Genomic DNA, 23639 nt, shown 5'->3' on the forward strand with positions numbered 1-23639 from the left:
GCGGCCGGCCGACGGTCGGACGGGTGGGCCGAGGGTGAGGGAAGGGGCCCGGCCCGGTGGGGATCAGATCAGAGCTTGGTCCACGCCTCGGTCAGGGTGGCGCGGAGGATCTGCTCGATCTCGTCGAACGTCGACTGGTCGGAGACCAGCGGCGGGGCGAGCTGGACGACCGGGTCGCCGCGGTCGTCGGCGCGGCAGTACAGGCCGTTGTCGTACAGCGCCTTGGAGAGGAACCCGTACAGGACGCGCTCGGTCTCCTCGTCGTTGAACGACTCCTTGGTCGCCTTGTCCTTGACCAGCTCGATCCCGTAGAAGAAGCCGTTGCCGCGGACGTCGCCGACGATCGGCAGGTCGTGCAGCTTCTCCAGCGTCGAGCGGAACGCGCCCTCGTTGTCGAGGACGTGCTGGTTGAGGTTCTCGCGCTCGAAGATGTCGAGGTTGGCGAGGCCGACGGCCGCGGAGACCGGGTGGCCGCCGAAGGTGTAGCCGTGCAGGAAGGTGTTGTCGCCCTTGTAGAACGGCTCCGCGAGGCGGTCCGAGACGATGCACGCGCCGATCGGGGAGTAGCCCGACGTCATGCCCTTCGCGCAGGTGATCATGTCCGGTACGTAGCCGAACTTGTCGCACGCGAACATCGTGCCGAGGCGGCCGAAGGCGCAGATGACCTCGTCGGAGACGAGCAGCACGTCGTACTGGTCGCAGATCTCGCGGACCCGCTGGAAGTAGCCGGGCGGCGGCGGGAAGCAGCCGCCGGCGTTCTGCACCGGCTCCAGGAAGACCGCGGCGACGGTGTCCGGGCCCTCGAAGAGGATCTGCTGCTCGATCTGGTCGGCGGCCCAGCGGCCGAAGGCCTCCGGGTCGTCGCCGAAGATCGGGGCGCGGTAGATGTTGGTGTTCGGCACCTTGTGCGCGCCCGGCACCAGCGGCTCGAAGGGCGCCTTCAGGCCCGGCAGGCCGGTGATGGACAGGGCGCCCTGCGGGGTGCCGTGGTAGGCGACGGCCCGCGAGATCACCTTGTGCTTGGTCGGCTTGCCGACGAGCTTGAAGTACTGCTTCGCCAGCTTCCAGGCGGTCTCGACCGCCTCGCCGCCGCCGGTGGTGAAGAAGACCTTGTTCAGGTCGCCGGGGGCGTGGTGGGCGATCCGCTCGGCCAGCTCGACGGCCTTCGGGTGCGCGTACGACCACACGGGGAAGAAAGCGAGCTCCTGCGCCTGCTTGTACGCGGTCTCGGCCAGCTCGGTGCGGCCGTGGCCCGCCTGCACCACGAACAGGCCGGCGAGGCCGTCGAGGTAGCGCTTGCCCTTGTCGTCGTAGATGTAGGTGCCCTCACCGCGGACGATGGTCGGGACGGGGTTGTTCTCGTACGACGACATGCGGGTGAAGTGCATCCACAGGTGGTCGTAGGCGGTCTTTGAGAGGTCGCTGCGGGAGTTGCTCACGGCTATCGGGTTCCCCACATGTAGGTCTGCTTCTTGAGCTTGAGGTAGACGAAGCTCTCGGTGGAGCGCACGCCGGGGAGAGTGCGGATGCGCCTGTTGATGACATCCAGCAGGTGGTCGTCGTCCTCGCAGACGATCTCCACCATCAGGTCGAAGGAGCCCGCGGTCATCACCACGTACTCGCATTCGGCCATGGCCGTCACGGCGTCCGCCACCTGCTCCACGTCGCCCTCGACGTTGATGCCGACCATCGCCTGCCGGCGGAAGCCCACGGTGAGCGGGTCCGTGACGGCGACGATCTGCATCACGCCTTGGTCGAGGAGCTTCTGGACGCGCTGCCGCACGGCCGCTTCGGAGAGGCCGACGGCCTTGCCGATGGCGGCGTAGGGACGGCGTCCGTCCTCCTGGAGCTGTTCGATGATCGCCAGGGACACGGCATCGACCGCGGGGGACGATCCATTGCCGTTCCTGGACTCTGCGCTTCGACTGGCCACGACTTCACTGTGCACCGAGTCTCGTCGTTCTGGCAAGCCCAGATTGATGAAATTCGTTGTTACGGCGATGTGATCTCACCGAATCCGAAGTTATAGGCCGTCGGGGCTGTCGAAAGCGTGGAAGCAGCGACTAGGCTGGGTGTCTCACCCACCGGACAGACCGACCGGAACCCCGGGTGACAACGACACCGAGATCGACATAGGAGGGGTGGCCACGTGACCACCGAGCTGCGTCGTCTGCGCAACTACATCAACGGCGAGTTCCGGGATGCCGCCGACGGACGGACCATCGACGTCGTCAACCCCGCCACGGGCGATGTCTACGCCACCTCTCCGCTCTCCGGACAGGCCGACGTGGACGCCGCGATGGAGGCCGCCGCCGCCGCGTTCCCCGCCTGGCGCGACACCACGCCGGCCGAGCGCCAGAAGGCCCTGCTCAAGATCGCCGACGCTTTCGAGGAGCGCGCCGAGGAGCTGATCGCCGCCGAGTGCGAGAACACCGGCAAGCCGATCGGCCTCACCCGGAGCGAAGAGATCCCCCCGATGGTGGACCAGATCCGCTTCTTCGCGGGCGCCGCCCGGCTGCTGGAGGGCCGCTCCGCGGGCGAGTACATGGAGGGGATGACCTCCATCATCCGGCGTGAGCCGGTGGGCGTCTGCGCCCAGGTCGCGCCGTGGAACTACCCGATGATGATGGCCGTGTGGAAGTTCGCGCCGGCCATCGCCGCGGGCAACACGGTCGTCCTGAAGCCGTCCGACACGACGCCCGCGTCGACGGTCCTGTTCGCCGAGATCATCGGCTCGATCCTCCCCAAGGGCGTCTTCAACGTCATCTGCGGCGACCGCGACACCGGCCGCATGATGGTCGAGCACCCGACGCCCGCCATGGCCTCCATCACCGGCTCCGTACGCGCCGGCATGCAGGTCGCCGAGTCCGCGTCCAAGGACGTCAAGCGCGTCCACCTGGAGCTGGGCGGCAAGGCGCCCGTCGTGGTCTTCGATGACACCGACATCGCCAAGGCCGTCGAGGACATCTCCGTCGCGGGCTTCTTCAACGCCGGCCAGGACTGCACCGCCGCCACCCGCGTCCTGGTCCACGAGGCCATCCACGACGAGTTCGTCGCCGCCCTCGCCAAGGCCGCCGCGGAGACGAAGACCGGGCAGCCGGACGACGAGGACGTGCTGTACGGCCCGCTCAACAACGCCAACCAGCTCAAGCAGGTCAGCGGCTTCATCGACCGGCTGCCCGCGCACGCCAAGGTCGAGGCGGGCGGCCACCGCGTCGGCGACAAGGGCTACTTCTACGCCCCGACCGTCGTCTCCGGCCTCAAGCAGGACGACGAGATCGTCCAGAACGAGGTGTTCGGCCCCGTCATCACCGTCCAGTCGTTCCGCGACGAGGAGCAGGCCGTCACCTACGCCAACGGCGTCGAGTACGCGCTGGCGTCGTCCGTCTGGACCAAGGACCACGCCCGCGCGATGCGGATGTCCAAGGCCCTCGACTTCGGCTGCGTGTGGATCAACACGCACATCCCGCTGGTCGCGGAGATGCCGCACGGCGGCTTCAAGAAGTCCGGCTACGGCAAGGACCTCTCGGCGTACGGCTTCGAGGACTACACGCGCATCAAGCACGTGATGACGTCGCTCGGCTGACCATTCCGATGTGAGAACGCGATGGGCGGGCCCCTGCCGGGCCCGCCCATCGGCGTACACCTCACGGTGTACGTCACGGTGTACGTCACGGTGTACGGAACACCAGCGCCACGTTCTGGCCCGTCAGCCCGAGCGACGTGCAGAGCGCCGCGCGGACCGGGCGGCGGCGGGGCGACTTCGTCACCACGTCCAGCTCGATCTCCGGGTCCAGCCGGTCCAGGTTCGCCGTCGGCGGCACCGCCTGGTGCACCAGCGACAGCACCGTGCACGCCGCCTCCACCGCGCCGGACCCGCCGGCCGCGTGCCCGATGACGCTCTTCAGCGCGGTCACCGGCGGTGGCGTGCCGCCGAACACACGGCGCAGCATCCGCGCCTCGGCCAGGTCCTCCAGCGGTACGCCGCTGCCGTGGGCGCTCACCTGGTCGATGCCCTCCGGGCCGAGCCCCGCGTCGGCCAGCGCCGCCCGGACGGCGCGCTCCGCGGCCCGGCCCGCCGTGGCCGCTCCGCTGCGGCGGGGTTCCGCCGAGGCCGCGTAGCCCGCGAGCAGTGCCCGCACCCGGGCCCGTCTGGCGCGGGCGTCGGCCCGGCGCTCCAGGACCAGCACGCCCGCGGCCTCGCCCAGCACGAAGCCGTCCCGGTCCGCGTCGAACGGGCGGGACGCGCCCGCCGGGTCGTGCGTACGGGACGACAGGACGCCCGCCGTGCCGTACCCGGCCGCCGCCGCGCGGCTGCGCAGGCTCTCGGCGCCGCCCGCCACCGCGACGTCGCACGCGCCCGTGCGCAGCAGGTCCCGCGCGACCCCCAGGGCGGTCGCCCCCGATGCCCAGCCCGCGGACGTGACGAAGGCGGGGCCCGTCGCGCCGAGCGCCGTGGCGATCTCGTCGGCGGCCGCGCCGCCACCGCCGCTGTGGCCGAGCACGACCGCGACCCGCGCACCCGGCCACCCGGCCCCGCCGGGGCAGGCCGCGTCGGCGACGGCCTCACGGGCGGCGGCCAGGCCCAGCCGTACCGCACGCTCGTCGTCCTGCCCGCCGAAGCCCGCGACCCGGCAGGAGAAGTCGACCGGCAGCCCGATCAGGAGCGCGTCGCGGGCCGCCACCGAGCGGCCGTCCAGCAGCCCGTCCCAGGTGGTCTCCGCGTCCGGGCCCGCCGGGGTCACCAGTCCGATGCCGGTGACCGCGATGTCGGCCGGCCGCCGTGCGTCCGTGGGCACGGCGACGGTGGCCGCGGTGGGACGCGGGGGTGCTGCGGGTGCGCGGACGTGCAAGGTCGGCTCCAGGCAGGGAGGGGCGGGGAGGCGCCGTCTCGGAAGAGGCGCCACCCTATGGGCGTCCCGGCACGGCGCCCGCACGCCGCGGCGCCGATCGGCGGCGTACGAGGGGCAAAAGCACCCGCCAGGGTGACCGGCACGATGCGAGGAACCGGCCCTCGGCCCTCGCTTGCTCCGCCGGCACGTCCCCGAGCCGCTGAGCGGTTCCCGTCCGTGCCCGAGCGGGCCTGGAAGGCCGTGAAGTCCGTGGCCCGGTGGGAGTTCACGTCGCGCTGTGGGCGCGCGGGAGGCTGCGCCGCGCCGGGGTGCTGCGGCCCACGCTGAAGCGCGACGCCGTGACTGGCCTGGCACTGGCGGCCGGCGCCACCATCCTCTCGCACGGCGTCGCCCGCGGGATCACCGGGGCCCGTAAAGGGCCGGTAAACCCGGGCGTACGCTGCGGACATGACCGAGGCAAGCGCCCTACTGCGGCGGATCCGTGTGTGGTTGGTTCTCTTCATCGTGTGCCTGGTGCTGAGCGGCGTGACCGCGTTCCCGCTCGTCACCGAGCTGCGTCTGATGGACGAGGCGCTGACCGGATGGGCCTCGCCCGTCGGCGACGCGTTCCCCGGCCTCGTGGAGTGGATCCAGCGGGTCCGCGAGGGCCTGGAGACCGCCGACACGCGGTACCCGTTCCTGCTGTACGGGACGGACTGGCTGGCGTTCGCGCACCTGGTCATCGCGGTCGCCTTCTACGGCCCGTACCGCGACCCCGTACGCAACATATGGGTCATCGACTTCGGCGTGATCGCCTGCGCCGGGATCATCCCCCTCGCGCTGATCTGCGGGCCGCTGCGCGGCATCCCCTTCTGGTGGTCGGTGATCGACATGTCGTTCGGGGTCTTCGGTGTGATCCCGCTGCTCGTCGTACGCCGCCACATCAAGCGCCTGGAGGCGCTGACGGAGCCGGTCGCCGTACGGGCCGGAGCCGCAGCCTGACGGTACGTCAGGGCTTGCGGGCGACCGCGCCGAACTGGGCCACCTGCGGCTGGGCGTCGCCGCGCCAGCGGGCGCACGACACGATGCCCGGCTCCAGGACGTCCAGGCCGTCGAGGAAGGACGCGAACTCGGCGCGGCTGCGGGCGGTGATCGGCGGCGTCGCGTTCTCGTTCCAGAACGCCATGGCCTCCACATTGCCCTCGCCGCCCAGCTCCGGCTCCAGCGTCGGATGCGTCAGCACGAGGTGGCTGCCGGACGGGACGGCCGCCATCAGGGTCCGTACGATCCCGCGGGCCTCGTCCGTGTCCAGGACGAAGTTGAGGATGCCGAGCATCATCACGGCGACCGGTCGCCCCAGGTCCAGGGTCGGCGTGACGGCGCGGATGATCCGCTCCGGGTCGTGGGCGTCCGCGTCGACGTACTCGGTGACGCCCTCGGGGGAGCTGGTGAGCAGGGCGCGGGCGTGCGTGAGGACGATCGGGTCGTTGTCGACGTACACGACGCGCGCCTCGGGTGCGACGCGCTGGGCGACCTCGTGGGTGTTGTCGACGGTCGGCAGGCCCGTGCCGATGTCGAGGAACTGGCGGACACCGGCCTCCCCCGCGAGGAACGTCACGGCGCGGCCGAGGAACGCCCGGTCGGCGCGGGCGACTTCGCCGATGCTCGGGTAGAGGGAGGTGACCTGGTCGCCGACGGCGCGGTCGACGGGATAGTTGTCCTTGCCGCCGAGCCAGTAGTTCCAGACGCGCGCGTTGTGCGCGATGTCGGTGCGGATCCGGCCGGTGTGGTGCGACGACGTCACGTACGGGCTCCCGTCAGTACGGAGGTGAGCGTGTCCACGCGGTTCGTGGTGATCGAGTCCGCGCCGTGGGCGACCAGCCTACGCATGGTCCTGCGGGTGTCGGCGGTCCACGCGGAGACGAGGAGCCCGTCCCGGTGCACCCGGTCCGCGAGGGCCGCGCTGACCAGGCCGAAGCGGAAGTTGAGCCAGCGCGGGGCCAGCGCGGCGACGAGGGCGGGGCGGGCCGGGGCGAGCGTCGTCCACGTCAGCGCCAGTTCGGCGGTGGCGTCCGCCGCCCGTACGAGGAGCATCGCGGACGCGCCGGAGCAGTAGTACACGCGCTCGGCGGCGCCGCAGTCGCGGACGGTGCCGACGATCGTGCGGACCGCCGCCGCGTCGGCGCCCGGCAGGTCGACCATCACGCGGTGGCCGTCGGCCGCCGCCAGGGCCTCGCGCAGGGTGGGTACGCCCTCAGCGCCGGTCAGCTCCCGTACGTCGGCGAGCGTCAGCGCGGCCAGCGGCCGGTCGATCCGCCACAGCCGCCGCAGCGTGTCGTCGTGCAGCAGCACCGGGACGCCGTCGCGGGTGAGCCGTACGTCGACCTCGACCGCGTGCGCGCCGCGCGCCAGCGCCGAGCGGATGGACGCGAGCGTGTTCTCGCGGACGCGGTACGGGTCGCCCCGGTGCCCCACGACGGTGACGGTGCTGCGGGTGGTGCTGCGCATGGGCCCATTGTCGGGGCCCGGCCGGTCGGGCCGCGAGACCGCGGGACCCGCGCCGGGGATCCGTGGTCAGGGCGCGAGACCGGGGATCCGTGGTCGGGGCGCGCGAGACCGGGGATCCGTGGTCGGGCGCGCGAGACCGGGATCCGTGGTCGGGGCGCGCGAGACCGGGATTCCGTGGTCAGGGCGCGAGCCACTGCTCCGTGTACGCGTCGATCTCCTGCGTGATGCGCGCCTTGCCCGCCGGGTCGAGGAAGGACGCGTCGACGGCGTTCTTGGCGAGCGCGGCGACGCCCCGCTCGTCCAGGCCGAGCAGGCGCGCGGCGACCGCGTACTCGTTGTTGAGGTCGGTGCCGAACATCGGCGGGTCGTCGGAGTTGACCGTGACGAGGACCCCGGCGGCCACCATCTCCTTGATCGGGTGCTGCTCCAGGTCCGTGACCGCGCGGGTGGCGAGGTTGGAGGTGGGGCACACCTCCAGGGCGATGCGGTGCTCGGCGAGGTGGGCCAGCAGCGCCGGGTCCTGGACGGCGCTGGTGCCGTGGCCGATGCGCTCGGCGCCCAGCTCGTTCAGGGCGTCCCAGACCGTCTGCGGGCCGGTCGTCTCGCCCGCGTGCGGCACGGAGCGCAGGCCGGCCGCGCGGGCCCGGTCGAAGTACGGCTTGAACTGCGGGCGCGGCACCCCGATCTCCGGGCCGCCGAGCCCGAACGACACCAGGCCGTCGGGCCGCAGGTCCACGGCGAGCCGCGCGGTCTCCTCGGCGGCGGCCAGCCCGGCCTCGCCCGGGATGTCGAAGCACCAGCGCAGCACGACGCCGAGCTCGGTCTCGGCGGCCGTCCTGGCGTCCTCGATGGCCTCCATGAACGCCTTCTCGTCGATACCGCGCCGCGTCGAGCTGTACGGCGTGACGGTCAGCTCGGCGTAGCGAATGTTCTGCCGCGCCATGTCACGGGCGACCTCGTACGTGAGGAGGCGGACGTCCTCCGGGGTGCGGACCAGGTCGACGACCGACAGGTAGACCTCGATGAAGTGCGCGAAGTCGGTGAACGTGAAGTAGTCCACGAGCGCCTCGGGGTCCGTGGGCACCTTCGAGTCCGGGTGGCGCGCGGCGAGTTCGGACACGATGCGCGGCGAGGCGGAGCCGATGTGGTGGACGTGCAGCTCAGCCTTGGGCAGCCCCGCGATGAAGGGGTTCAGATCGGTCATCGAGGTCCTCCGAGTGGGTGAGCCGTCCCTGGTCACGGATCATCGTAGGCGGGTCGTTAGCATGGCCCGACACGATGGGGGAGGCCATGGCAGACAACAGCGAGCGGAACGACCCCTGGGCGCCGCCGGAGCAGCGGGCGCCACAGGACGGGGTGAACCTGGGCAAGCCGCAGGCACAGCCCCCCGCGTCGCCGCACGAGCACCCGACGGTCACGTCGCTGCCGGCCGGGGGGTTCGCCGCACCGGCGGGCGGTGACCCGGCGGGCACCGTCCCGGGCGACGTGCCGCCGCCCCCGGTCGCGCCCGGCGGCCCCGGGCAGCAGCCCCCGAACGGCCCGTACGGCTACGGCTACCCGCCCCCGGCGGCCGCCCAGCAAGGCGCGTACGGCTACCCCGGCTACCCGGGCGGCTCCGGCTACCCGGGCGGCGCCGGTTACCCGGGCGGCGCCGGGCCGTACGGCGCCGGGCCCTGGGGTCCCGCGCCGGCGAACGGGCTGGGCATCGCCGCGATGGTGCTCGGCATCGTCTCGGTGGTCGGGTTCTGCCTGTACGGGGTCGTCAGCATCATCACGGGCGTGATCGCCCTGATCCTCGGCATCCTCGGCCGCAAGCGCGTCCAGCGGGGCGAGGCCGACAACGGCGGCGTCGCGACCGCGGGCATCGTCACGGGCATCGTCGGCATCGTCCTCGGCGTCCTGGTCGTGGCCGGCCTGATCTGGGCGTTCGTCAAGGCCGGCGAACTCGAGGACGACTTCAAGGAATACGACGACCCGTACACCACCTCCCTGGTCGTCACCGAAACGATCCGCTGATCCATCGGGCCCCCGCCCGGGCAACCCGCCTCCCGGTGTGATCGCCGGGCCATACGATGAGCCGACACGCACACCGGAGGGGAGACTCCCATGTCCGATCCGAACCAGCAGCCAGGTGGTTTCGGGCCAAGTCCGTACAGCTCGGGGCAGCCGCCGCAGCCCGGTTACGGCTACCCGAACGCCGCCACGCCGCCCCCGCCGCCCGTCGGCTACCCGGCGGTCCCGCCGCAGCCGTCGCCGTACGGTGCGCAGCCGGCGAACGGCATGGGGACCGCCGGTCTGGTGTGCGGGATCATCGGCATCGTCCTCAACGTGACGATCGCCTTCTGGTTCGTCGGCCTCATCCTGGGCATCCTCGCGATCATCTTCGGCGCCGTGGGCAAGGGCAAGGTCAAGCGGGGCGAGGCCACCAACAAGGGCGCGGCCAACGCGGGCCTGGTCATGGGCATCATCGCCACCGTGCTGCTGCCCTCGCTCATCCTGCTGTTCGCGATCAGCGTCTTCGGGGCCAGCAGCGGTCTCTGAGGCCGTCGCTGTCACCTTCGCGCGGGCGCGCCCGGCACGCTCATGTGCCGGGCAGCGCCCGTTCACGTCCGCCGAGCTGCTCCCGCGCCTCCATCAGGGCGAACCCCAGCAGGTTGAGCCCCCGCCAGCGCCTCGGGTTCCAGGCGCGCTCGTCGTCCGTGGCGAGGCCTATGCCCCAGATCCGGTCCACCGGGCTCGCCTCGACCAGCACCCTCCCCCAAGCTCTTCGAGCAGGGGGGACCCCCATCTCGCTTCGCTCGCCCGTGCCCAGCAGATAGTCGCGCAGCCGCGCGTCCTGCCCGAACTTGTGGACGCTGCCGGCCACGACGATCCCGAACCGCTCGCGCTCCCACACCGCCTCGTCGAAGCCGCGCACCAGCCGCCCGGCCTTCTTCGCGAGCGCCGGGTTCGACGCCTCGACGGCCTTCCGCTCGGCCTCCGCGTCCCCGAACAGGCGCGCCTTGGCGGCCATCATCCAGTGCTCCGCCGTCGCGTACCGCACGCCGTCGACCGTGAACGGCGACGGCCACCACTGGCTGAGGCAGCTCGCGCCGATCGCCCCGTCGGGCCGTGGGCGGTGCCCCCAGAAATGCAGATACTTGACCTTCTCACCCCTGCTGACCTGCCCGATCAGCGTGTCCAGCTGCTCCATGCACGCCAGCATCGCACCCGCCACCGACACTTCGTACGGGGATATACCGGCGGGCGCGACACCTGGTCGACCGATTCCGTCGCGTAACCAAAAGGCAACAACGGAATCCCTTGTTGGGTGGGGAAGCCTCTGTCAGGATCGGCACTCAAATCGGGCTGGGACAACGGAGAGCGTCATGGGGAACGGCTTTCAGGCGGCAGCGGCGCCCGCAGCGGGCGAGTCCTTCGCGGACGGCGCCCAGTACATCGGCGGACGGCTCCGGCCGGGCACATCGGGCCGTACCCACACCGTGGTCGACCCCGCGACGGGCGACGGCGTCCTCACGTACGAGCTCGCCGGCACCGACGACGTGGACGCGGCCGTCGCCGCCGCACGCGCCGCGTTCCCCGTCTGGGCGGGGGCGACGCCCGGCGAGCGCTCCGACGCGCTGCACCGGTTCGCCGCCGTCCTGGCCGAGCGCGCCGAGGAGTTCGCCCGTGCCGAGTCGCTCCAGTGCGGCAAGCCCCTCAAGCTCACCCGCGAGTTCGACGTACCCGGCACCGTCGACAACACGGCCTTCTTCGCCGGAGCCGCCCGCCACCTCCAGGGCCAGTCGGCCGGCGAGTACAGCGGCGACCACACCTCGTACGTACGCCGTGAACCCATCGGTGTCGTCGGCTCCATCGCGCCCTGGAACTATCCGCTCCAGATGGCCGCCTGGAAGATCCTCCCGGCGATCGCCGCAGGCAACACCATCGTCCTCAAGCCCGCCGAACTCACCCCGCTCACCTCGCTGATGTTCGCGCGGGCCGCCACCGACGCTGGCATCCCGGACGGTGTCGTCAACATCGTCACCGGGGCCGGCAAGGACGCGGGCGAGCACCTCGTCGGCCACCCGCACGTCGCCATGACGTCGTTCACCGGCTCCACCGCCGTCGGCAGGCGCGTCGCGGAACTCGCCACCGCCACCGTCAAGCGCCTCCACCTGGAACTCGGCGGCAAGGCACCCTTCGTCGTCTTCGACGACGCCGACCTCGAAGCCGCCGTCCACGGAGCCGTCGCCGGCGCGCTCATCAACACCGGCCAGGACTGCACCGCCGCCACGCGCGTGTACGTCCAGCGCCCGCTGTACGACGCGTTCGTGGAGCGGGTGGCCGCCCTGATGGAGACCGTGCGGCTCGGCCACCCGTTCCACGACGGCACCGACCTGGGGCCGCTCATCAGCCACGCCCAACGCGACCGCGTCGCCGCCTTCGTCGACCGGGCCCGCGGCTACGCCACCGTCGTCACCGGGGGCGAACTCCCCAAGGGCGACCTGGCCGACGGCGCCTACTACCCGCCCACGCTCATCACCGGCGCCGCCCAGGACAGCGAGATCGTCCAGTCCGAGATCTTCGGGCCCGTCCTCGTCGTCCTGCCCTTCGACGGCGACGACGAGGGGCTCGCCCTCGCCAACGACACCCCGTACGGTCTCGCCGCCTCCGCCTGGACCCGCGACGTCTACCGCGCGGGCCGCGCGACCCGCGAGATCCAGGCGGGCTGCGTCTGGGTCAACGACCACATCCCGATCATCAGCGAGATGCCGCACGGCGGCTACCGCGCGTCCGGCTTCGGAAAGGACATGTCAACCTACTCCTTCGAGGAGTACACGCAGGTCAAGCACGTGATGCTCGACAACACCGCGGTCGCCAGGAAGGACTGGCACCGCACGATCTTCGGGGACCGATAGCCCGTTCCGTCCGGCCCGCCACCCGCACCGTCGGCGGCCCGACCCTCCCGAAAGGCAGCACAGCGCATGGAGCAGTACGAGCCCGACAGCCTCTCCGCGGCACAGCTCGCCGCGATGCGGCGCAGCCTCACGAACGGCAGGGGAGCACTCACCCGCCGCTCCCTGCTGCGCGCCTCGGGTGTCGGCGCGCTCACCCTCGGCGGTCTCGCCGGGCTGAGCGCCTGCGGCATCCCGCCCGCCAAGCGGGAGGGCCAGGGTCCCGCGTCCACCGACTTCTCCGACAAGGAGAAGCAGCTCAACTTCTCCAACTGGACGCAGTACATCGACATCAGCGAGGACGAGAAGCACCGCCCCACGCTGGAGGCGTTCACCAAACGGACCGGCATCAAGGTCAAGTACACCGAGGACATCAACGACAACGTCGAGTTCTTCGGCAAGATCAAGCCGCAGCTCGCCGCCGGCCAGGACACCGGCCGCGACCTGATCTGCGTCACCGACTGGCTCGCCGCCCGCATCATCCGCCTCGGCTGGGCCCAGAAGCTCGACCCCGCCAACCTGCCCACCGCGTACACCAACCTGGCCCCGCAGTTCCGCCGCCCCGACTGGGACCCGGGCCGCGCCTACTCGTACCCCTGGACCGGCATCTCCACCGTCATCGCCTACAACGTGAAGGCGACCGGCGGCCGCAAGATCGACTCCGTCACGCAGCTCCTCGACGACCCCAAGCTCAAGGGCCGGGTCGCGTTCCTCTCCGAGATGCGCGACTCCATCGGAATGACCCTCCTCGACATGGGCAAGGACCCCGGCAAGGTCACCACCGCGGACTTCGACCTCGCCCTCGGCCGCCTCCAGAAGGGCGTCGACACCAAGCAGATCCGCCGCTTCACCGGCAACGACTACACCGCCGACCTCAGCAAGGGCGACATCGCCGCCTGCCTCGCCTGGGCCGGCGACCTCATCCAGCTCCAGGTCGACAACCCCGACATCCGCTTCGCCATCCCCGCCGCCGGCTACATGACGTCCACGGACAACCTGCTGGTCCCCGCGAACGCCCGGCACAAGACCAACGCCGAGAAGCTCATCGACTACTACTACGAGCCCCCGGTCGCCGCCCAGCTCGCCGCGTACATCAACTACGTCTGCCCCGTCGACGGCGTACGCCCGGAACTCGCCAAGATCGATCCCGAGCTGGCGTCCAACACGCTGATCCTCCCGGACCAGGCCATGGCCGCGAAGTCGCACGCCTTCCGCTCCCTCACCGCCGAGGAAGAGACGGCGTACGAGGAGAAGTTCGCCAAACTCATCGGCGCGTAGGCGGCCTGACGGCCGCGCAGACCGGCCCCCTTGACACGGGGGCCCCGACACTGGGGGCTCCGCCCAGACCCCCCTTTCGCGCCTGACGGCGCTCGTCCTCAAACGCCGGACGGGCTAGATTTCCGTCCCTCACCCACCCGGGACCCACGATCCATGACGACTGACACGCACACCGGCGGCGACGTCCGCCTCACCGGGATCAGCAAGACCTACGGCTCCTTCACGGCCGTCCACCCCCTCGACCTCACCGTCCCGCAGGGCTCCTTCTTCGCCCTGCTCGGCGCCTCCGGCTGCGGCAAGACCACCACCCTCCGCATGATCGCCGGCCTGGAGGACCCCACCACCGGCACCATCCACCTCGGCGACCGCGACGTCACCGACCTGCCCCCGCACAAGCGGCCGGTCAACACCGTCTTCCAGTCGTACGCGCTCTTCCCGCACCTCGACATCGCCGAGAACATCGCCTTCGGCCTGCGCCGGCGCGGCGTCAAGTCCGTGAAGCGGCAGGTCGACGAGATGCTGGAGCTGGTCCAGCTCGGCGACAAGGCCCGGCACAGGCCGCACCAGCTCTCCGGCGGCCAGCAGCAGCGCGTCGCCGTCGCCCGCGCCCTCATCAACCACCCGCAGGTCCTCCTCCTCGACGAGCCGCTCGGCGCCCTCGACCTCAAGCTGCGCCGCCAGATGCAGCTTGAGCTCAAGCGCATCCAGACCGAGGTCGGCATCACCTTCGTCCACGTCACCCACGACCAGGAGGAGGCCATGACCATGGCCGACACCGTCGCGGTGATGAACGCCGGACGGGTCGAGCAGCTCGGCGCGCCCGCCGACCTCTACGACAACCCGCGCAGCACCTTCGTCGCGAACTTCCTCGGCACCTCCAACCTCATCGAGGGCGAGGTCGTCGAAGCCGCCGGCGAGGTGACCGTGGCCGCCGGCGGCGGCAAGCTCCGGATGCCCGCCGACCGCTGCGCCGCGGCCACGGCCACAGGCGGCCGGCTCCTCGTCGGGATCCGCCCGGAGAAGATCACGCTCGCGCACGCCGACGACGCGGACGCGATCCCCGCCGGACGCAACAAGGTCACCGGACGCATCTCCGACGCCTCCTTCATCGGCGTCTCCACCCAGTACGTCGTCGACGGCCCCGCCGGCACCGGCCTCCAGGTGTACGAGCAGAACATCGAGCGCGACACCCGGCTCGTCCCCGGCGCCCCGGTCGTCCTGCACTGGAACGTGGAGCACACCTTCGGCCTCGACGCCGCCCAGGACCGGGCGGCCGGCGTGGAGACGGTGGAGGACGCCGCATGACGACCCTCACCGAGACCCCACCCGTGGCGGAGCCGCCCGCACCCGCCCCCGCGGTGCGCAGGCGCTCCACGCGCCGGCGGCTCGTCCCGTACTGGCTGCTCCTGCCCGGCATCCTGTGGCTGCTGGTGTTCTTCGCGCTGCCGCTCGTCTACCAGGCGTCCACCTCCGTGCAGACCGGCTCCCTGGAGGAGGGCTACCGGGTCACCTGGCACTTCCAGACGTACTGGGAGGCCCTGCGCGACTACTACCCGCAGTTCGTGAAGTCCCTGCTGTACGCCGGGACCGCGACGCTCCTGTGCCTGCTGCTCGGCTACCCGCTCGCCTACCTCATCGCGTTCCGCGCCGGCCGCTGGCGGCACGTCCTGCTCGTCCTCGTCATCGCGCCGTTCTTCACCAGCTTCCTCATCCGCACGCTGGCGTGGAAGACGATCCTCGCCGACGGCGGCGTGGTCGTCGGCGCCCTCGACGCGCTGCACGTCCTGGACGTCACGAGCTGGCTCGGCTGGACCGAAGGCGACCGGGTCCTCGCGACACCGCTCGCCGTCGTGTGCGGTCTGACGTACAACTTCCTGCCGTTCATGATCCTGCCGCTCTACACCTCGCTGGAGCGGATCGACGGACGGCTCCACGAGGCCGCCAAGGACCTGTACGCGTCCCCGGCCACCACCTTCCGCAAGGTCACGTTCCCGCTGTCCATGCCGGGCGTCGTCTCCGGCACGCTGCTCACCTTCATCCCGGCGAGCGGCGACTACGTCAACGCCGAACTGCTCGGATCGACCGACACCAAGATGATCGGAAACGTCATCCAGACGCAGTTCCTCCGGGTGCTCGACTACCCGACAGCGGCCGCGCTGTCGTTCATCCTCATGGCCGTCGTGCTGATCATGGTCACGGTCTACATCCGCCGGGCCGGAACGGAGGACCTGGTCTGATGCTGCTGCGCTGGATACGACGCAACCTCGTCGTCCTCGCGGGCCTGCTCACGCTCGCGTACCTGATCCTGCCGAACATCGTCGTGATGGTGTTCTCCTTCAACGCGCCCAAGGGACGCTTCAACTACGCCTGGCAGGAGTTCTCGCTGAACGCCTGGAAGGACCCCTGTGGCGCCCCCGACCTCTGCACGGCGCTCGGTCTTTCCCTCCAGCTCGCCGCGTGGGCCACGCTCGCCGCGACGGCCCTGGGCACGATGATCGCCTTCGCGCTGGTCCGCTACCGCTTCCGGGCGCGCGGCGCGATCAACTCGCTGATCTTCCTGCCGATGTCCATGCCCGAGGTCGTCATGGCCGCCTCGCTGCTCACGCTCTTCCTCAACATGGGCGCCGAGCTCGGCTTCTGGACGGTGCTGATCGCCCACATCATGTTCTGCCTCAGCTTCGTCGTCGTCGCCGTCAAGGCCCGGGTCATGTCCATGGACCCGCGCCTGGAGGAGGCCGCCCGGGACCTGTACGCGGGCCCCGTGCAGACCTTCCTGCGGGTCACCCTGCCGATCGCCGCGCCCGGCATCGCCGCCGGCGCGCTGCTCGCCTTCGCGCTGTCGTTCGACGACTTCATCATCACCAACTTCAACTCCGGCTCCACCGTGACCTTCCCCATGTACGTGTGGGGATCGGCACAGCGCGGCACGCCGGTGCAGATCAACGTCATCGGCACGGCGATGTTCGTCATCGCGGTCCTGGTGGTCGTCGCCGGCCAGTTCACGGCCGCGCGGCGCAAGCGCACGGAACACCTCCAGTAGCAACGCACGATCCCTGAGGGAGTTGGAAGCCATGGCCCCAGTCGCCATGCGTACCGCTGCACGATCACTCTCGGACGCCCAGCCCGTCCCCTTCTGGCTGGAAGACCCCGGCAAGCCCGGCGCCCTGCCCGCCCTCACCACCACCGAGCACTGCGACCTGCTCGTGGTCGGCGGCGGCTACAGCGGACTGTGGACCGCGCTCCTCGCCAAGGAGCGCGACCCGCACAGGGACGTCGTACTGATCGAGGGCCGGGAGGCGGGCTGGGCCGCCTCCGGGCGCAACGGCGGCTTCTGCGCCGCGTCCCTCACCCACGGCCTCGGCAACGGCCTGTCCCGCTGGCCGGACGAACTGCCGAAGCTCGCGGAGCTCGGCGCCCGCAACCTCGACGCCATCGAGGCGGCGATCGCCGCGTACGGCATCGACTGCGACTTCGAACGGACCGGCGAGATCGACGTCGCCACCGAACCGCACCAGCTCACGGAGCTGCGCGAGATGTACGGCGAGGCCGAACGCCTCGGTCTCGCCGACGGCCTGGAACTCCTCGACCGCGACGCCGTACGCGCCGAAGTCCACTCGCCGACCTTCCTCGGCGGCCTGTGGGACCGGCGCGGCGTCGCCCTCCTGCACCCCGCCAAACTCGCCTGGGGCCTCAAACAGGCCTGCATCGGCCTGGGCGTCCGTGTCTACGAGAACACCCGCGGCATCGACCTGACGACGTCCGGCCCGTCGATGGCCGTACGCACCCCGTACGGCAGGGTCCTCGCCCGCCAGGTCGCCCTCGGCACCAACGTCTTCCCGTCCCTGGTGCGGCGCGCCCGGCTCTACACGGTCCCGGTGTACGACTACGCCCTGATGACCGAGCCGCTGACACCGGACCAGCTCGCCTCCATCGGCTGGAAGAACCGGCAGGGCCTCGGGGACAGCGCCAACCAGTTCCACTACTTCCGGCTCAGCGCCGACCACCGCGTCCTGTGGGGCGGCTACGACGCGATCTACCCGTTCGGCGGGCGCGTCCGCGCCGAGCTGGACCAGCGCCCAGAGACGTATCTGAAGCTCGCCGAGCACTTCTTCCGCTGCTTCCCGCAGCTTGAGGGGGTCCGCTTCAGCCACGCCTGGGGCGGCGCCATCGACACCTGCTCCCGCTTCTCCGCCTTCTTCGGTACGGCGCACCGGGGCCGGGTCGCCTACGCGGCCGGGTTCACGGGCCTGGGCGTGGGCGCGTCGCGGTTCGGCGCCGACGTGATGCTCGACCTGCTGTCGGGCGAGCGTACGGAGCGCACGGACCTGGAGATGGTGCGCCGCAAGCCGCTGCCGTTCCCGCCGGAGCCGTTCGCGTGGGCGGGCATCGGCATGACCAAGTGGTCCCTGGCCCGCGCCGACGCCAACGGCGGACGCCGCAACCTGTGGCTGAAGGCGATGGACCGGCTGGGCCTCGGCTTCGACAGCTGAGCCGTGTCCAGGGGCGTAGCGCGCCCGCTGTGCGCCCCTGTGCGCCGTTCACCTCTTCGTGGTGGCGGAACCCGCGTAATGATCCACGTAAGCCCTGCTCTCCCGTGTGAACGCACTGCCCTGAGGGGCAGTCACACACGGACATGGAGGCTGTGGGCGATGACTGGTTCGGGCGCTTCGGGGAAGTCCGGCTCATCCGGGGCGCGGACCGCCCGTGCCAAGGCGGCGGTGGAGTGGCTCGCGTCGGTGGCACCCGACCCCGACGCCTGCCGGTGGGAGTGGGAGCGCAACCCCCTGGGTGTCGCGCTGCTGCCCGCCGGCCGGCGCTGGGACGTGCTGATCATTCCGGGCCGGCTCGGATACCCGACCCTCGACGTGCTCCAGCGGCTCGTCGGCCGGCCGGGCCCGGTGCTGGCCGACTTCGGAGACGAGCGCATGGGCTTCTTCGTCCCGGCGGGCACCGCGGCGCGCTGGGTCGGTACGGGGGTGCGCAGCGCGGGGCGCGGCGCCTGGATCGTCGTCCCCTACCCGGGCAGGACCACCGGAGGGGTGCGCTGGCTGGTCCTGCCGGACGGCACGGGGACGCTCACGGACCCGGCGCTGCTGGAGCTGGCGCTGCACGAGGCCGCGGGCCGCATCGCGTGGGACGGCGACGACCGGAGGACGTGACCGGACGGCGACGACCGGAGGACGTGACCCGGGGCGTGACCGGGGCCTTGGCGACGGGACCGGTCCGGATCACCTGGATCCCGGGGCTCTCCCGGAACGTCGACGCCTGCGGACGGAGCCGGCCAGCAGCGCGAGCCCGGTGAACAGCAGCGCGCTGCCCGCCACGTCCAGCGGCCAGTGGTAGCCACGCAGCACGAGACCGGCGCCCGTCGCCGCCGTGAGCACCACGGCGACGGGCAGCAGCGCGCGCCGGTGCACCAGCAGGGCCGCCCCGCAGTACGCCACCAGGGCCGTCGCCGTGTGGCCCGAAGGGTAGTACCCGGTCGCCGCGGTGAGCGGGCCCGGCCGGTCGAGCAGCAGCTTCAGCGGCACCACCAGGGCCGGTACGAGCACCATGGCGAGCCCCGCGTACAGCGCCCGCACCCGGCGGCCGCGCCACACCGCGTACCCCGCCGCCACCAGCAGTACGGGCACGGCGACGTGCGCGTGACCCAGGTCGGCGCCCAGTTCGGTGAGCCACGCGGGGCCGACGCCGATCAGGGCGCGCCCGGCGCTCTCGTCCAGCCGGGTCAGCGGGCCGCGTACCGCCACCTGCCAGGTGACCAGCAGGAACCCGCACAGCAGAAGGACGCCGACGAGGCCGGAAACGGCAGTCGGCCGCCCNNGTGTTCCCGGGCGGCCGACGTGACCGGTGTGCTGCCGCGCGCCCCGGGGGGTGTGGGGTGGGCGACGGTCCGATCGGTGAGGAGTGCCGGCACCGGAGGCGTCGGCGGTGTGCCCGAAGGCACGCCCAGGACGGAACTGGGGAGGCCCCGGCCTGGAACCGCCCGCAGTCCCCTGCGAGCGGGGTTCTTCTCTCATCTGGAACGACCGTACGGCAGACGCCGGGGGACCGACAGACGGATCTCCAACCCGCCATCGGCCCCCCACAGCATCTTCACGCGGTGCCGTCTCAGATGCGGACGAACGCGGCCTCGATGATGTCGAGACCCTCGTTGAGCAGGTCATCGCCGATGACCAGCGGCGGCAGGAAGCGCAGCACGTTGCCGTACGTGCCGCAGGTCAGGACCAGCAGGCCCTCGGCGTGGCAGGCCTTCGCCAGCGCGCCGGCGGCCTCCGGGTTCGGCTCCTTGGTCGCCGGGTCCTTCACCAGCTCGATCGCGATCATCGCGCCACGCCCGCGGATGTCACCGATGATCTCGAACTTCTCCTGCATGGCGGCGAGACGGCCCTTCATGACCTCCTCGATGCGCTTCGCCTTGCCGTTGAGGTCGAGCTCCTTCATCGTCTCGATGGAGCCGAGCGCACCCGCGCAGGCCACCGGGTTGCCGCCGTACGTGCCGCCCAGGCCGCCCGCGTGCGCGGCGTCCATGATCTCGGCGCGGCCGGTGACGGCGGCGAGCGGCAGACCGCCCGCGATGCCCTTGGCGGTGGTGATCAGGTCCGGGACGACACCCTCGTCCTCACACGCGAACCACTGGCCGGTGCGGCAGAAACCGGACTGGATCTCGTCCGCGACGAAGACGATGCCGTTCTCGTTGGCGAACTTCACGATCTCCGGCAGGAAGCCCTTCGCCGGCTCGATGAAGCCGCCCTCGCCGAGCACCGGCTCGATGATGATGGCGGCCACGTTCTCGGCGCCGACCTGCTTGGTGATCTGGTCGATGGCCTGCGCGGCGGCCTCGGGGCCGCAGTTCTCCGGGCCGGTCGGCCAGCGGTAGCCGTACGCGACCGGGACGCGGTACACCTCGGGCGCGAACGGGCCGAAGCCGTGCTTGTACGGCATGTTCTTGGCGGTCAGCGCCATCGTGAGGTTCGTACGGCCGTGGTAGCCGTGGTCGAACACGACGACGGCCTGTCGCCTGGTGTACGCGCGGGCGATCTTCACCGCGTTCTCGACGGCCTCGGCGCCGCTGTTGAACAGCGCGGACTTCTTGGCGTGGTCGCCCGGCGTCAGCTCGGCGAGGGCCTCGCAGACCTCCACGTAGCCCTCGTACGGGGTGACCATGAAGCACGTGTGCGTGAAGTCGGCGAGCTGCGCGGACGCACGGCGCACGACGGCCTCGGCGGACGCGCCGACGGAGGTCACGGCGATGCCGGAGCCGAAGTCGATCAGGCGGTTGCCGTCCACGTCCTCGATGATGCCGCCGCCCGCGCGGGCGGTGAACACCGGCAGTACGGAGCCCACGCCACCGGCCACCGCGGCGACGCGGCGGGCCTGAAGCTCCTGCGACTTCGGGCCGGGGATGGCGGTGACGACGCGGCGCTCCTGCGGAATTTCGGTCATGCGGGGCTCCTGGGGTGTACGGACGCACTTCTCTTTCTCCCGCAGGCTAGGTCCGGGGGAGGCGCGCGGGCATGCGCCGATCGGGAGTGGTGCGATACGTGTCGTTGTCCGCCGCGGACATAGCGGCGGCGCCCGGCCNGGCCCGGTGACCGCCGGCCGGCCGGGCGTCGCGGCGCGGCGGGCCAGCAGGTACCCGGCCTGGAAGCGGCTGCTCGCGCCCAGCTCGTCCATCAGCTCCGACACCCGCCGCCGCAGGGTGCGCAGCGACATCCCCAGCCTCCGCGCGATCACCTCGTCCTTCGCGCCCGACGCGAGGTGCCCCGCGATGGAGTCCTTCAGATGCAGCTCCGTCGCCTCCGTGTACGCGGGGGCGAACGGCTCGGCGAGGTGCCACGCCTGGAGGAACACCGCCCGGAGGAACGCCACGGCCGACGGCTCCCGTACGACGAGGGCCGCGTCGGTGTCGTCCTGGACCGGCAGGAAGGCGAGCGACCCGTCGAACACCAGGAGCCCCCCGAACAGCTCCCCGAGCGTCCGCACCTCCGCGCCCGCGTCCCCGGTCAGCCGTACGTACTCCTGGGCGGCCGGGGAGTAGCGCGCCGTGTGGCGGCAGAGCGCCCGCAGCCGCACCCCCCGGGCCAGCATCTCCAGGTCGCGTTCCGCCTCCGACGTCCAGGCCGGGTGGCCGCCGCCCGGCAGGACGGCCAGCGCCTCATCGGTGCAGCGGCCGGCCGCGTCGCACACGAGCCGCGCCACCCGGTCCCGCGCGCCGACCGCCTCGACGGCCCCGGACGCCCGGTGGCCGCGGGACGTCCGCTCGTACAGCGGGCCGAGCGCGTCGAGCCGGGCCCTGGCCTGCTCCAGCGCGTCCAGGCGGCGGCGCAGCCGGCTCTCCTCGGGGCCGATCAGCTCCGCGGCCGCCGTGTACGGGCTGACGGCCCGGAGCCGTACGTCGTCGCTCCCGGCGGGCTCGCGGACCGCGAGCCGGTGGCAGACGAGCGTCTCCACGGCCTGCGCCAGCTGCCGCGGCGACACGTCCAGCGCGGCCCGTACGGAGTCGGGCGTGGCGGAGCCCTCCTCCAGCAGGTGCGCGTACGCCCGCCTGGCCGTGTCGCCGAGCTCCGACAGGCTGCGGAAATCAACCGTTTTGTCCATCTCGTACCCCTCCCCTTCCTGTCAGGCAGCTTGCTGAAGGGGGTGATCCCTGGACCCGGGGGTGATGACCCCGGGATTCTTGAGGCACCGGGAAAACGCCCCGGACTTCAGCAAGACGAATGACACCCCTGGAGACTTGAGAACGCTCTCAAGGGTTCCCACGGAAAACGCCCTCTCGATTCCTGGCCGGAAATACCTGTGCCTTTTTCCGGCCGGTAACGGAAAAGAACGAGACATCGGAAGACCGTATGGAAACGGAGAGAACCGCCATGCAGCTCCGCCGCCGGCGCGTCACCACCCTGGCCGTCAGCACCGCCGTCCTCACCGGCCTCCTCCTGCCCGGCACCGCGCTCGCCGCGGCCCCCGGGGCCACCGCTCCGCCGCCCGCCGCCGCCCGGCCCGCGCCCGCGTCCGCCCAGGCGGGCAAGGTCGACGTGGCGTCCGCCGTCCTGGACATCACGCAGCGCATCATCCGGATCGTCAACGACGCCATCGAGCGCAAGCAGAATCGCAGCGGCTATGTGAAGAGCCTTATGGAAGGCGCTTTCTACGAGGCCGGGCAGCGTTACAACGTCATGATCATCAATGACGCCAACCGTCACACCGCGCGCCTCAACGGCGTCGTCTACGACGCGAAGGTCAGCGGAATCCACGGAAAGTACCGCGTCCTCGTGTTCGAATCCGGCGAGTTCACCAACCACGGCGACGGCGGCTGGATCAACTGGGCGTTCCGCGGCTGGTTCGACCGCGACGGCGGCCACGTGAAGTTCCGCCGCTCCTGGTGACACCGCCCCGGCACCCGTCCCGTACCGAAAGGAACCGCCCCACCATGCGACGCAGTACCGCCCTCGCCACCCTCGCCCTCACCGCGGCCGCCCTCGTCGGCGGCACGGCCCTCCCCGCCCAGGCCGCCGAACGCCCCACCGGTGCGGCCACGGCCTCGCCCGCGGCCCCGGCCTCCGCCTTACCCGCCGCCCAGGCCAAGAGCGTGACCGTGAAGGTGGCCATGGACCAGCTCGGCGCGGGCAACCGCATCGCCGACGCGCTCCGCGGCATCAAGACCGACGACCGCGGCAAGTTCGTGCAGGAGGCCGTCAACAAGGCCTTCGACGCGGCCGGCGGCCGGCACAACGTGATGCTGATGAACCTCAGCCAGAACTACCAGGAACGCCTCCAGGGCAAGCGCCTCTACGCCAACGTCCAGTGGGGCAACATCTACTACGGACTGTGGATCGCGGAGTCCGGCGCGTTCACCAACCAGGGCGACGGCGGCTGGATCAACTGGGGCTTCAAGGGCTGGTTCGACCGCGACGGCGGCCACGTGAGGTTCCACCGCTCCTGGTGACGCCGCGTCAGCCGCACCGATCCCGGGCCGTACCAGTAAATTGACGGATGCACGGACGGCGGTCAGGCGGTGGTCAGGGGGCAGGGGCATGGACAGGGACGGTACGTCGTACGAGGGGCGTGGCACACAGGGCGGCAG

At 71.5% G+C, this 23639-nt stretch carries 22 protein-coding genes; 13 read left to right on the forward strand and 9 right to left on the reverse strand.

The window, feature by feature from the left end:
- Positions 1 to 68: 68 nt before the first annotated feature.
- Positions 69 to 1457 (reverse strand): aspartate aminotransferase family protein, encoded by a 1389-nt coding sequence (locus HTZ82_RS22360; RefSeq protein ID WP_175411239.1) that lies wholly within the window; start codon positions 1455 to 1457, stop codon positions 69 to 71.
- Positions 1442 to 1948 (reverse strand): Lrp/AsnC family transcriptional regulator, encoded by a 507-nt coding sequence (locus tag HTZ82_RS22365; protein WP_175411240.1) that lies wholly within the window; start codon positions 1946 to 1948, stop codon positions 1442 to 1444. The genes HTZ82_RS22360 and HTZ82_RS22365 overlap by 16 nt, the downstream gene beginning before the upstream one ends.
- Before the next feature lie 201 nt (positions 1949 to 2149).
- Between HTZ82_RS22365 and HTZ82_RS22370 the strand changes: the two genes are divergently transcribed.
- Positions 2150 to 3586 carry a gamma-aminobutyraldehyde dehydrogenase gene (locus HTZ82_RS22370; RefSeq protein ID WP_175411241.1) on the forward strand — a complete coding sequence of 479 codons (1437 nt, stop codon included), beginning with the start codon at positions 2150 to 2152 and terminating at the stop codon, positions 3584 to 3586.
- 85 nt (positions 3587 to 3671) lie between these two features.
- Here the strand turns inward: HTZ82_RS22370 and HTZ82_RS22375 are convergent, their stop codons facing one another.
- Complete coding sequence (locus tag HTZ82_RS22375) at positions 3672 to 4799, reverse strand: beta-ketoacyl synthase N-terminal-like domain-containing protein (protein ID WP_309235627.1); 1128 nt, start codon at positions 4797 to 4799, stop codon at positions 3672 to 3674.
- Positions 4800 to 5300: 501 nt separating this feature from the next.
- Here HTZ82_RS22375 and HTZ82_RS22380 point away from each other — a divergent pair.
- Positions 5301 to 5834: a hypothetical protein gene (locus HTZ82_RS22380; RefSeq protein ID WP_175411242.1), complete on the forward strand. Its 534-nt coding sequence runs from the start codon at positions 5301 to 5303 to the stop codon at positions 5832 to 5834.
- Positions 5835 to 5841: 7 nt separating this feature from the next.
- Here the strand turns inward: HTZ82_RS22380 and HTZ82_RS22385 are convergent, their stop codons facing one another.
- The 3 genes from HTZ82_RS22385 to HTZ82_RS22395 form a co-directional block, all read right to left on the reverse strand.
- The gene (locus HTZ82_RS22385) at positions 5842 to 6636 is read right to left on the reverse strand and encodes an SAM-dependent methyltransferase (RefSeq protein ID WP_175411243.1); all 795 of its coding nucleotides are present in this window, start codon (positions 6634 to 6636) and stop codon (positions 5842 to 5844) included.
- Entirely contained in the window at positions 6633 to 7340 is a 708-nt protein-coding gene (locus tag HTZ82_RS22390; protein ID WP_175411244.1) for a glycerophosphodiester phosphodiesterase, read from the reverse strand. Before HTZ82_RS22390 ends, HTZ82_RS22385 begins: the two co-directional genes overlap by 4 nt.
- Positions 7341 to 7518: 178 nt before the next feature.
- Positions 7519 to 8544 (reverse strand): adenosine deaminase, encoded by a 1026-nt coding sequence (locus tag HTZ82_RS22395; protein ID WP_175411245.1) that lies wholly within the window; start codon positions 8542 to 8544, stop codon positions 7519 to 7521.
- A gap of 86 nt (positions 8545 to 8630) precedes the next feature.
- On the opposite strand from HTZ82_RS22395, the gene HTZ82_RS22400 reads away from it, so the two are divergent.
- Positions 8631 to 9356: a DUF4190 domain-containing protein gene (locus HTZ82_RS22400; protein WP_175411246.1), complete on the forward strand. Its 726-nt coding sequence runs from the start codon at positions 8631 to 8633 to the stop codon at positions 9354 to 9356.
- 90 nt (positions 9357 to 9446) lie between these two features.
- Positions 9447 to 9881 carry a DUF4190 domain-containing protein gene (locus HTZ82_RS22405; RefSeq protein ID WP_175411247.1) on the forward strand — a complete coding sequence of 145 codons (435 nt, stop codon included), beginning with the start codon at positions 9447 to 9449 and terminating at the stop codon, positions 9879 to 9881.
- A 40-nt stretch (positions 9882 to 9921) separates the two neighbouring features.
- Here the strand turns inward: HTZ82_RS22405 and HTZ82_RS22410 are convergent, their stop codons facing one another.
- Positions 9922 to 10533, reverse strand: a complete 612-nt coding sequence (locus HTZ82_RS22410; protein WP_175411248.1) for an NADAR family protein — start codon at positions 10531 to 10533, stop codon at positions 9922 to 9924.
- A gap of 175 nt (positions 10534 to 10708) precedes the next feature.
- On the opposite strand from HTZ82_RS22410, the gene HTZ82_RS22415 reads away from it, so the two are divergent.
- The 7 genes from HTZ82_RS22415 to HTZ82_RS22445 all read left to right on the forward strand — a co-directional run bounded on the left by HTZ82_RS22415 (position 10709) and on the right by HTZ82_RS22445 (position 18714).
- Positions 10709 to 12241 carry a gamma-aminobutyraldehyde dehydrogenase gene (locus HTZ82_RS22415; protein WP_175411249.1) on the forward strand — a complete coding sequence of 511 codons (1533 nt, stop codon included), beginning with the start codon at positions 10709 to 10711 and terminating at the stop codon, positions 12239 to 12241.
- 66 nt (positions 12242 to 12307) lie between these two features.
- Entirely contained in the window at positions 12308 to 13555 is a 1248-nt protein-coding gene (locus HTZ82_RS22420) for a spermidine/putrescine ABC transporter substrate-binding protein (protein WP_175411250.1), read from the forward strand.
- Between the two features lie 153 nt (positions 13556 to 13708).
- Entirely contained in the window at positions 13709 to 14860 is a 1152-nt protein-coding gene (locus HTZ82_RS22425; RefSeq protein ID WP_175411251.1) for an ABC transporter ATP-binding protein, read from the forward strand.
- On the forward strand, positions 14857 to 15792 hold the full coding sequence (locus tag HTZ82_RS22430) for an ABC transporter permease (RefSeq protein WP_175411252.1): 936 nt from the start codon (positions 14857 to 14859) through the stop codon (positions 15790 to 15792). The genes HTZ82_RS22425 and HTZ82_RS22430 overlap by 4 nt, the downstream gene beginning before the upstream one ends.
- Positions 15792 to 16595: an ABC transporter permease gene (locus HTZ82_RS22435; RefSeq protein WP_375540847.1), complete on the forward strand. Its 804-nt coding sequence runs from the start codon at positions 15792 to 15794 to the stop codon at positions 16593 to 16595. The genes HTZ82_RS22430 and HTZ82_RS22435 overlap by 1 nt, the downstream gene beginning before the upstream one ends.
- A 31-nt stretch (positions 16596 to 16626) precedes the next feature.
- Positions 16627 to 18045 carry an FAD-binding oxidoreductase gene (locus HTZ82_RS22440; protein WP_175411253.1) on the forward strand — a complete coding sequence of 473 codons (1419 nt, stop codon included), beginning with the start codon at positions 16627 to 16629 and terminating at the stop codon, positions 18043 to 18045.
- Between the two features lie 159 nt (positions 18046 to 18204).
- On the forward strand, positions 18205 to 18714 hold the full coding sequence (locus HTZ82_RS22445; protein ID WP_175411254.1) for a hypothetical protein: 510 nt from the start codon (positions 18205 to 18207) through the stop codon (positions 18712 to 18714).
- 69 nt (positions 18715 to 18783) lie between these two features.
- Here HTZ82_RS22445 and HTZ82_RS22450 read toward each other — a convergent pair whose 3' ends face one another.
- Together HTZ82_RS22450 and gabT are read right to left on the reverse strand one after the other, a co-directional pair.
- Entirely contained in the window at positions 18784 to 19305 is a 522-nt protein-coding gene (locus HTZ82_RS22450; protein WP_309235629.1) for a phosphatase PAP2 family protein, read from the reverse strand.
- 361 nt (positions 19306 to 19666) lie between these two features.
- Entirely contained in the window at positions 19667 to 21001 is a 1335-nt protein-coding gene (gene gabT / locus HTZ82_RS22455) for a 4-aminobutyrate--2-oxoglutarate transaminase (RefSeq protein WP_175411259.1), read from the reverse strand.
- A 1403-nt stretch (positions 21002 to 22404) separates the two neighbouring features.
- Between gabT and HTZ82_RS32790 the strand changes: the two genes are divergently transcribed.
- Both HTZ82_RS32790 and HTZ82_RS22465 read left to right on the forward strand, forming a co-directional pair.
- On the forward strand, positions 22405 to 22941 hold the full coding sequence (locus tag HTZ82_RS32790; RefSeq protein WP_302852258.1) for a stress protein: 537 nt from the start codon (positions 22405 to 22407) through the stop codon (positions 22939 to 22941).
- 44 nt (positions 22942 to 22985) lie between these two features.
- The gene (locus HTZ82_RS22465) at positions 22986 to 23501 is read left to right on the forward strand and encodes a stress protein (protein WP_175411256.1); all 516 of its coding nucleotides are present in this window, start codon (positions 22986 to 22988) and stop codon (positions 23499 to 23501) included.
- The last annotated feature ends 138 nt before the right edge of the window (positions 23502 to 23639 follow it).

Source organism: Streptomyces sp. TRM64462 (genome assembly GCF_013362995.1).
GTDB lineage: Bacteria > Actinomycetota > Actinomycetes > Streptomycetales > Streptomycetaceae > Streptomyces.

Excerpts from the sequence above, each read along its gene's own strand:
- HTZ82_RS32790 (WP_302852258.1), top strand. The coding sequence starts at position 22,405 with ATGGAAACGGAGAGAACCGCCATGCAGCTCCGCCGCCGGCGCGTCACC.
- HTZ82_RS22465 (WP_175411256.1), top strand. The coding sequence starts at position 22,986 with ATGCGACGCAGTACCGCCCTCGCCACCCTCGCCCTCACCGCGGCCGCC.
- HTZ82_RS22435 (WP_375540847.1), top strand. The coding sequence starts at position 15,792 with ATGCTGCTGCGCTGGATACGACGCAACCTCGTCGTCCTCGCGGGCCTG.
- HTZ82_RS22400 (WP_175411246.1), top strand. The coding sequence starts at position 8,631 with ATGGCAGACAACAGCGAGCGGAACGACCCCTGGGCGCCGCCGGAGCAG.
- HTZ82_RS22430 (WP_175411252.1), top strand. The coding sequence starts at position 14,857 with ATGACGACCCTCACCGAGACCCCACCCGTGGCGGAGCCGCCCGCACCC.
- HTZ82_RS22425 (WP_175411251.1), top strand. The coding sequence starts at position 13,709 with ATGACGACTGACACGCACACCGGCGGCGACGTCCGCCTCACCGGGATC.
- HTZ82_RS22415 (WP_175411249.1), top strand. The coding sequence starts at position 10,709 with ATGGGGAACGGCTTTCAGGCGGCAGCGGCGCCCGCAGCGGGCGAGTCC.
- HTZ82_RS22405 (WP_175411247.1), top strand. The coding sequence starts at position 9,447 with ATGTCCGATCCGAACCAGCAGCCAGGTGGTTTCGGGCCAAGTCCGTAC.
- HTZ82_RS22390 (WP_175411244.1), bottom strand. The coding sequence starts at position 7,340 with ATGCGCAGCACCACCCGCAGCACCGTCACCGTCGTGGGGCACCGGGGC.
- HTZ82_RS22395 (WP_175411245.1), bottom strand. The coding sequence starts at position 8,544 with ATGACCGATCTGAACCCCTTCATCGCGGGGCTGCCCAAGGCTGAGCTG.
- HTZ82_RS22380 (WP_175411242.1), top strand. The coding sequence starts at position 5,301 with ATGACCGAGGCAAGCGCCCTACTGCGGCGGATCCGTGTGTGGTTGGTT.
- HTZ82_RS22420 (WP_175411250.1), top strand. The coding sequence starts at position 12,308 with ATGGAGCAGTACGAGCCCGACAGCCTCTCCGCGGCACAGCTCGCCGCG.
- HTZ82_RS22440 (WP_175411253.1), top strand. The coding sequence starts at position 16,627 with ATGGCCCCAGTCGCCATGCGTACCGCTGCACGATCACTCTCGGACGCC.
- HTZ82_RS22445 (WP_175411254.1), top strand. The coding sequence starts at position 18,205 with ATGACTGGTTCGGGCGCTTCGGGGAAGTCCGGCTCATCCGGGGCGCGG.
- gabT (WP_175411259.1), bottom strand. The coding sequence starts at position 21,001 with ATGACCGAAATTCCGCAGGAGCGCCGCGTCGTCACCGCCATCCCCGGC.
- HTZ82_RS22410 (WP_175411248.1), bottom strand. The coding sequence starts at position 10,533 with ATGGAGCAGCTGGACACGCTGATCGGGCAGGTCAGCAGGGGTGAGAAG.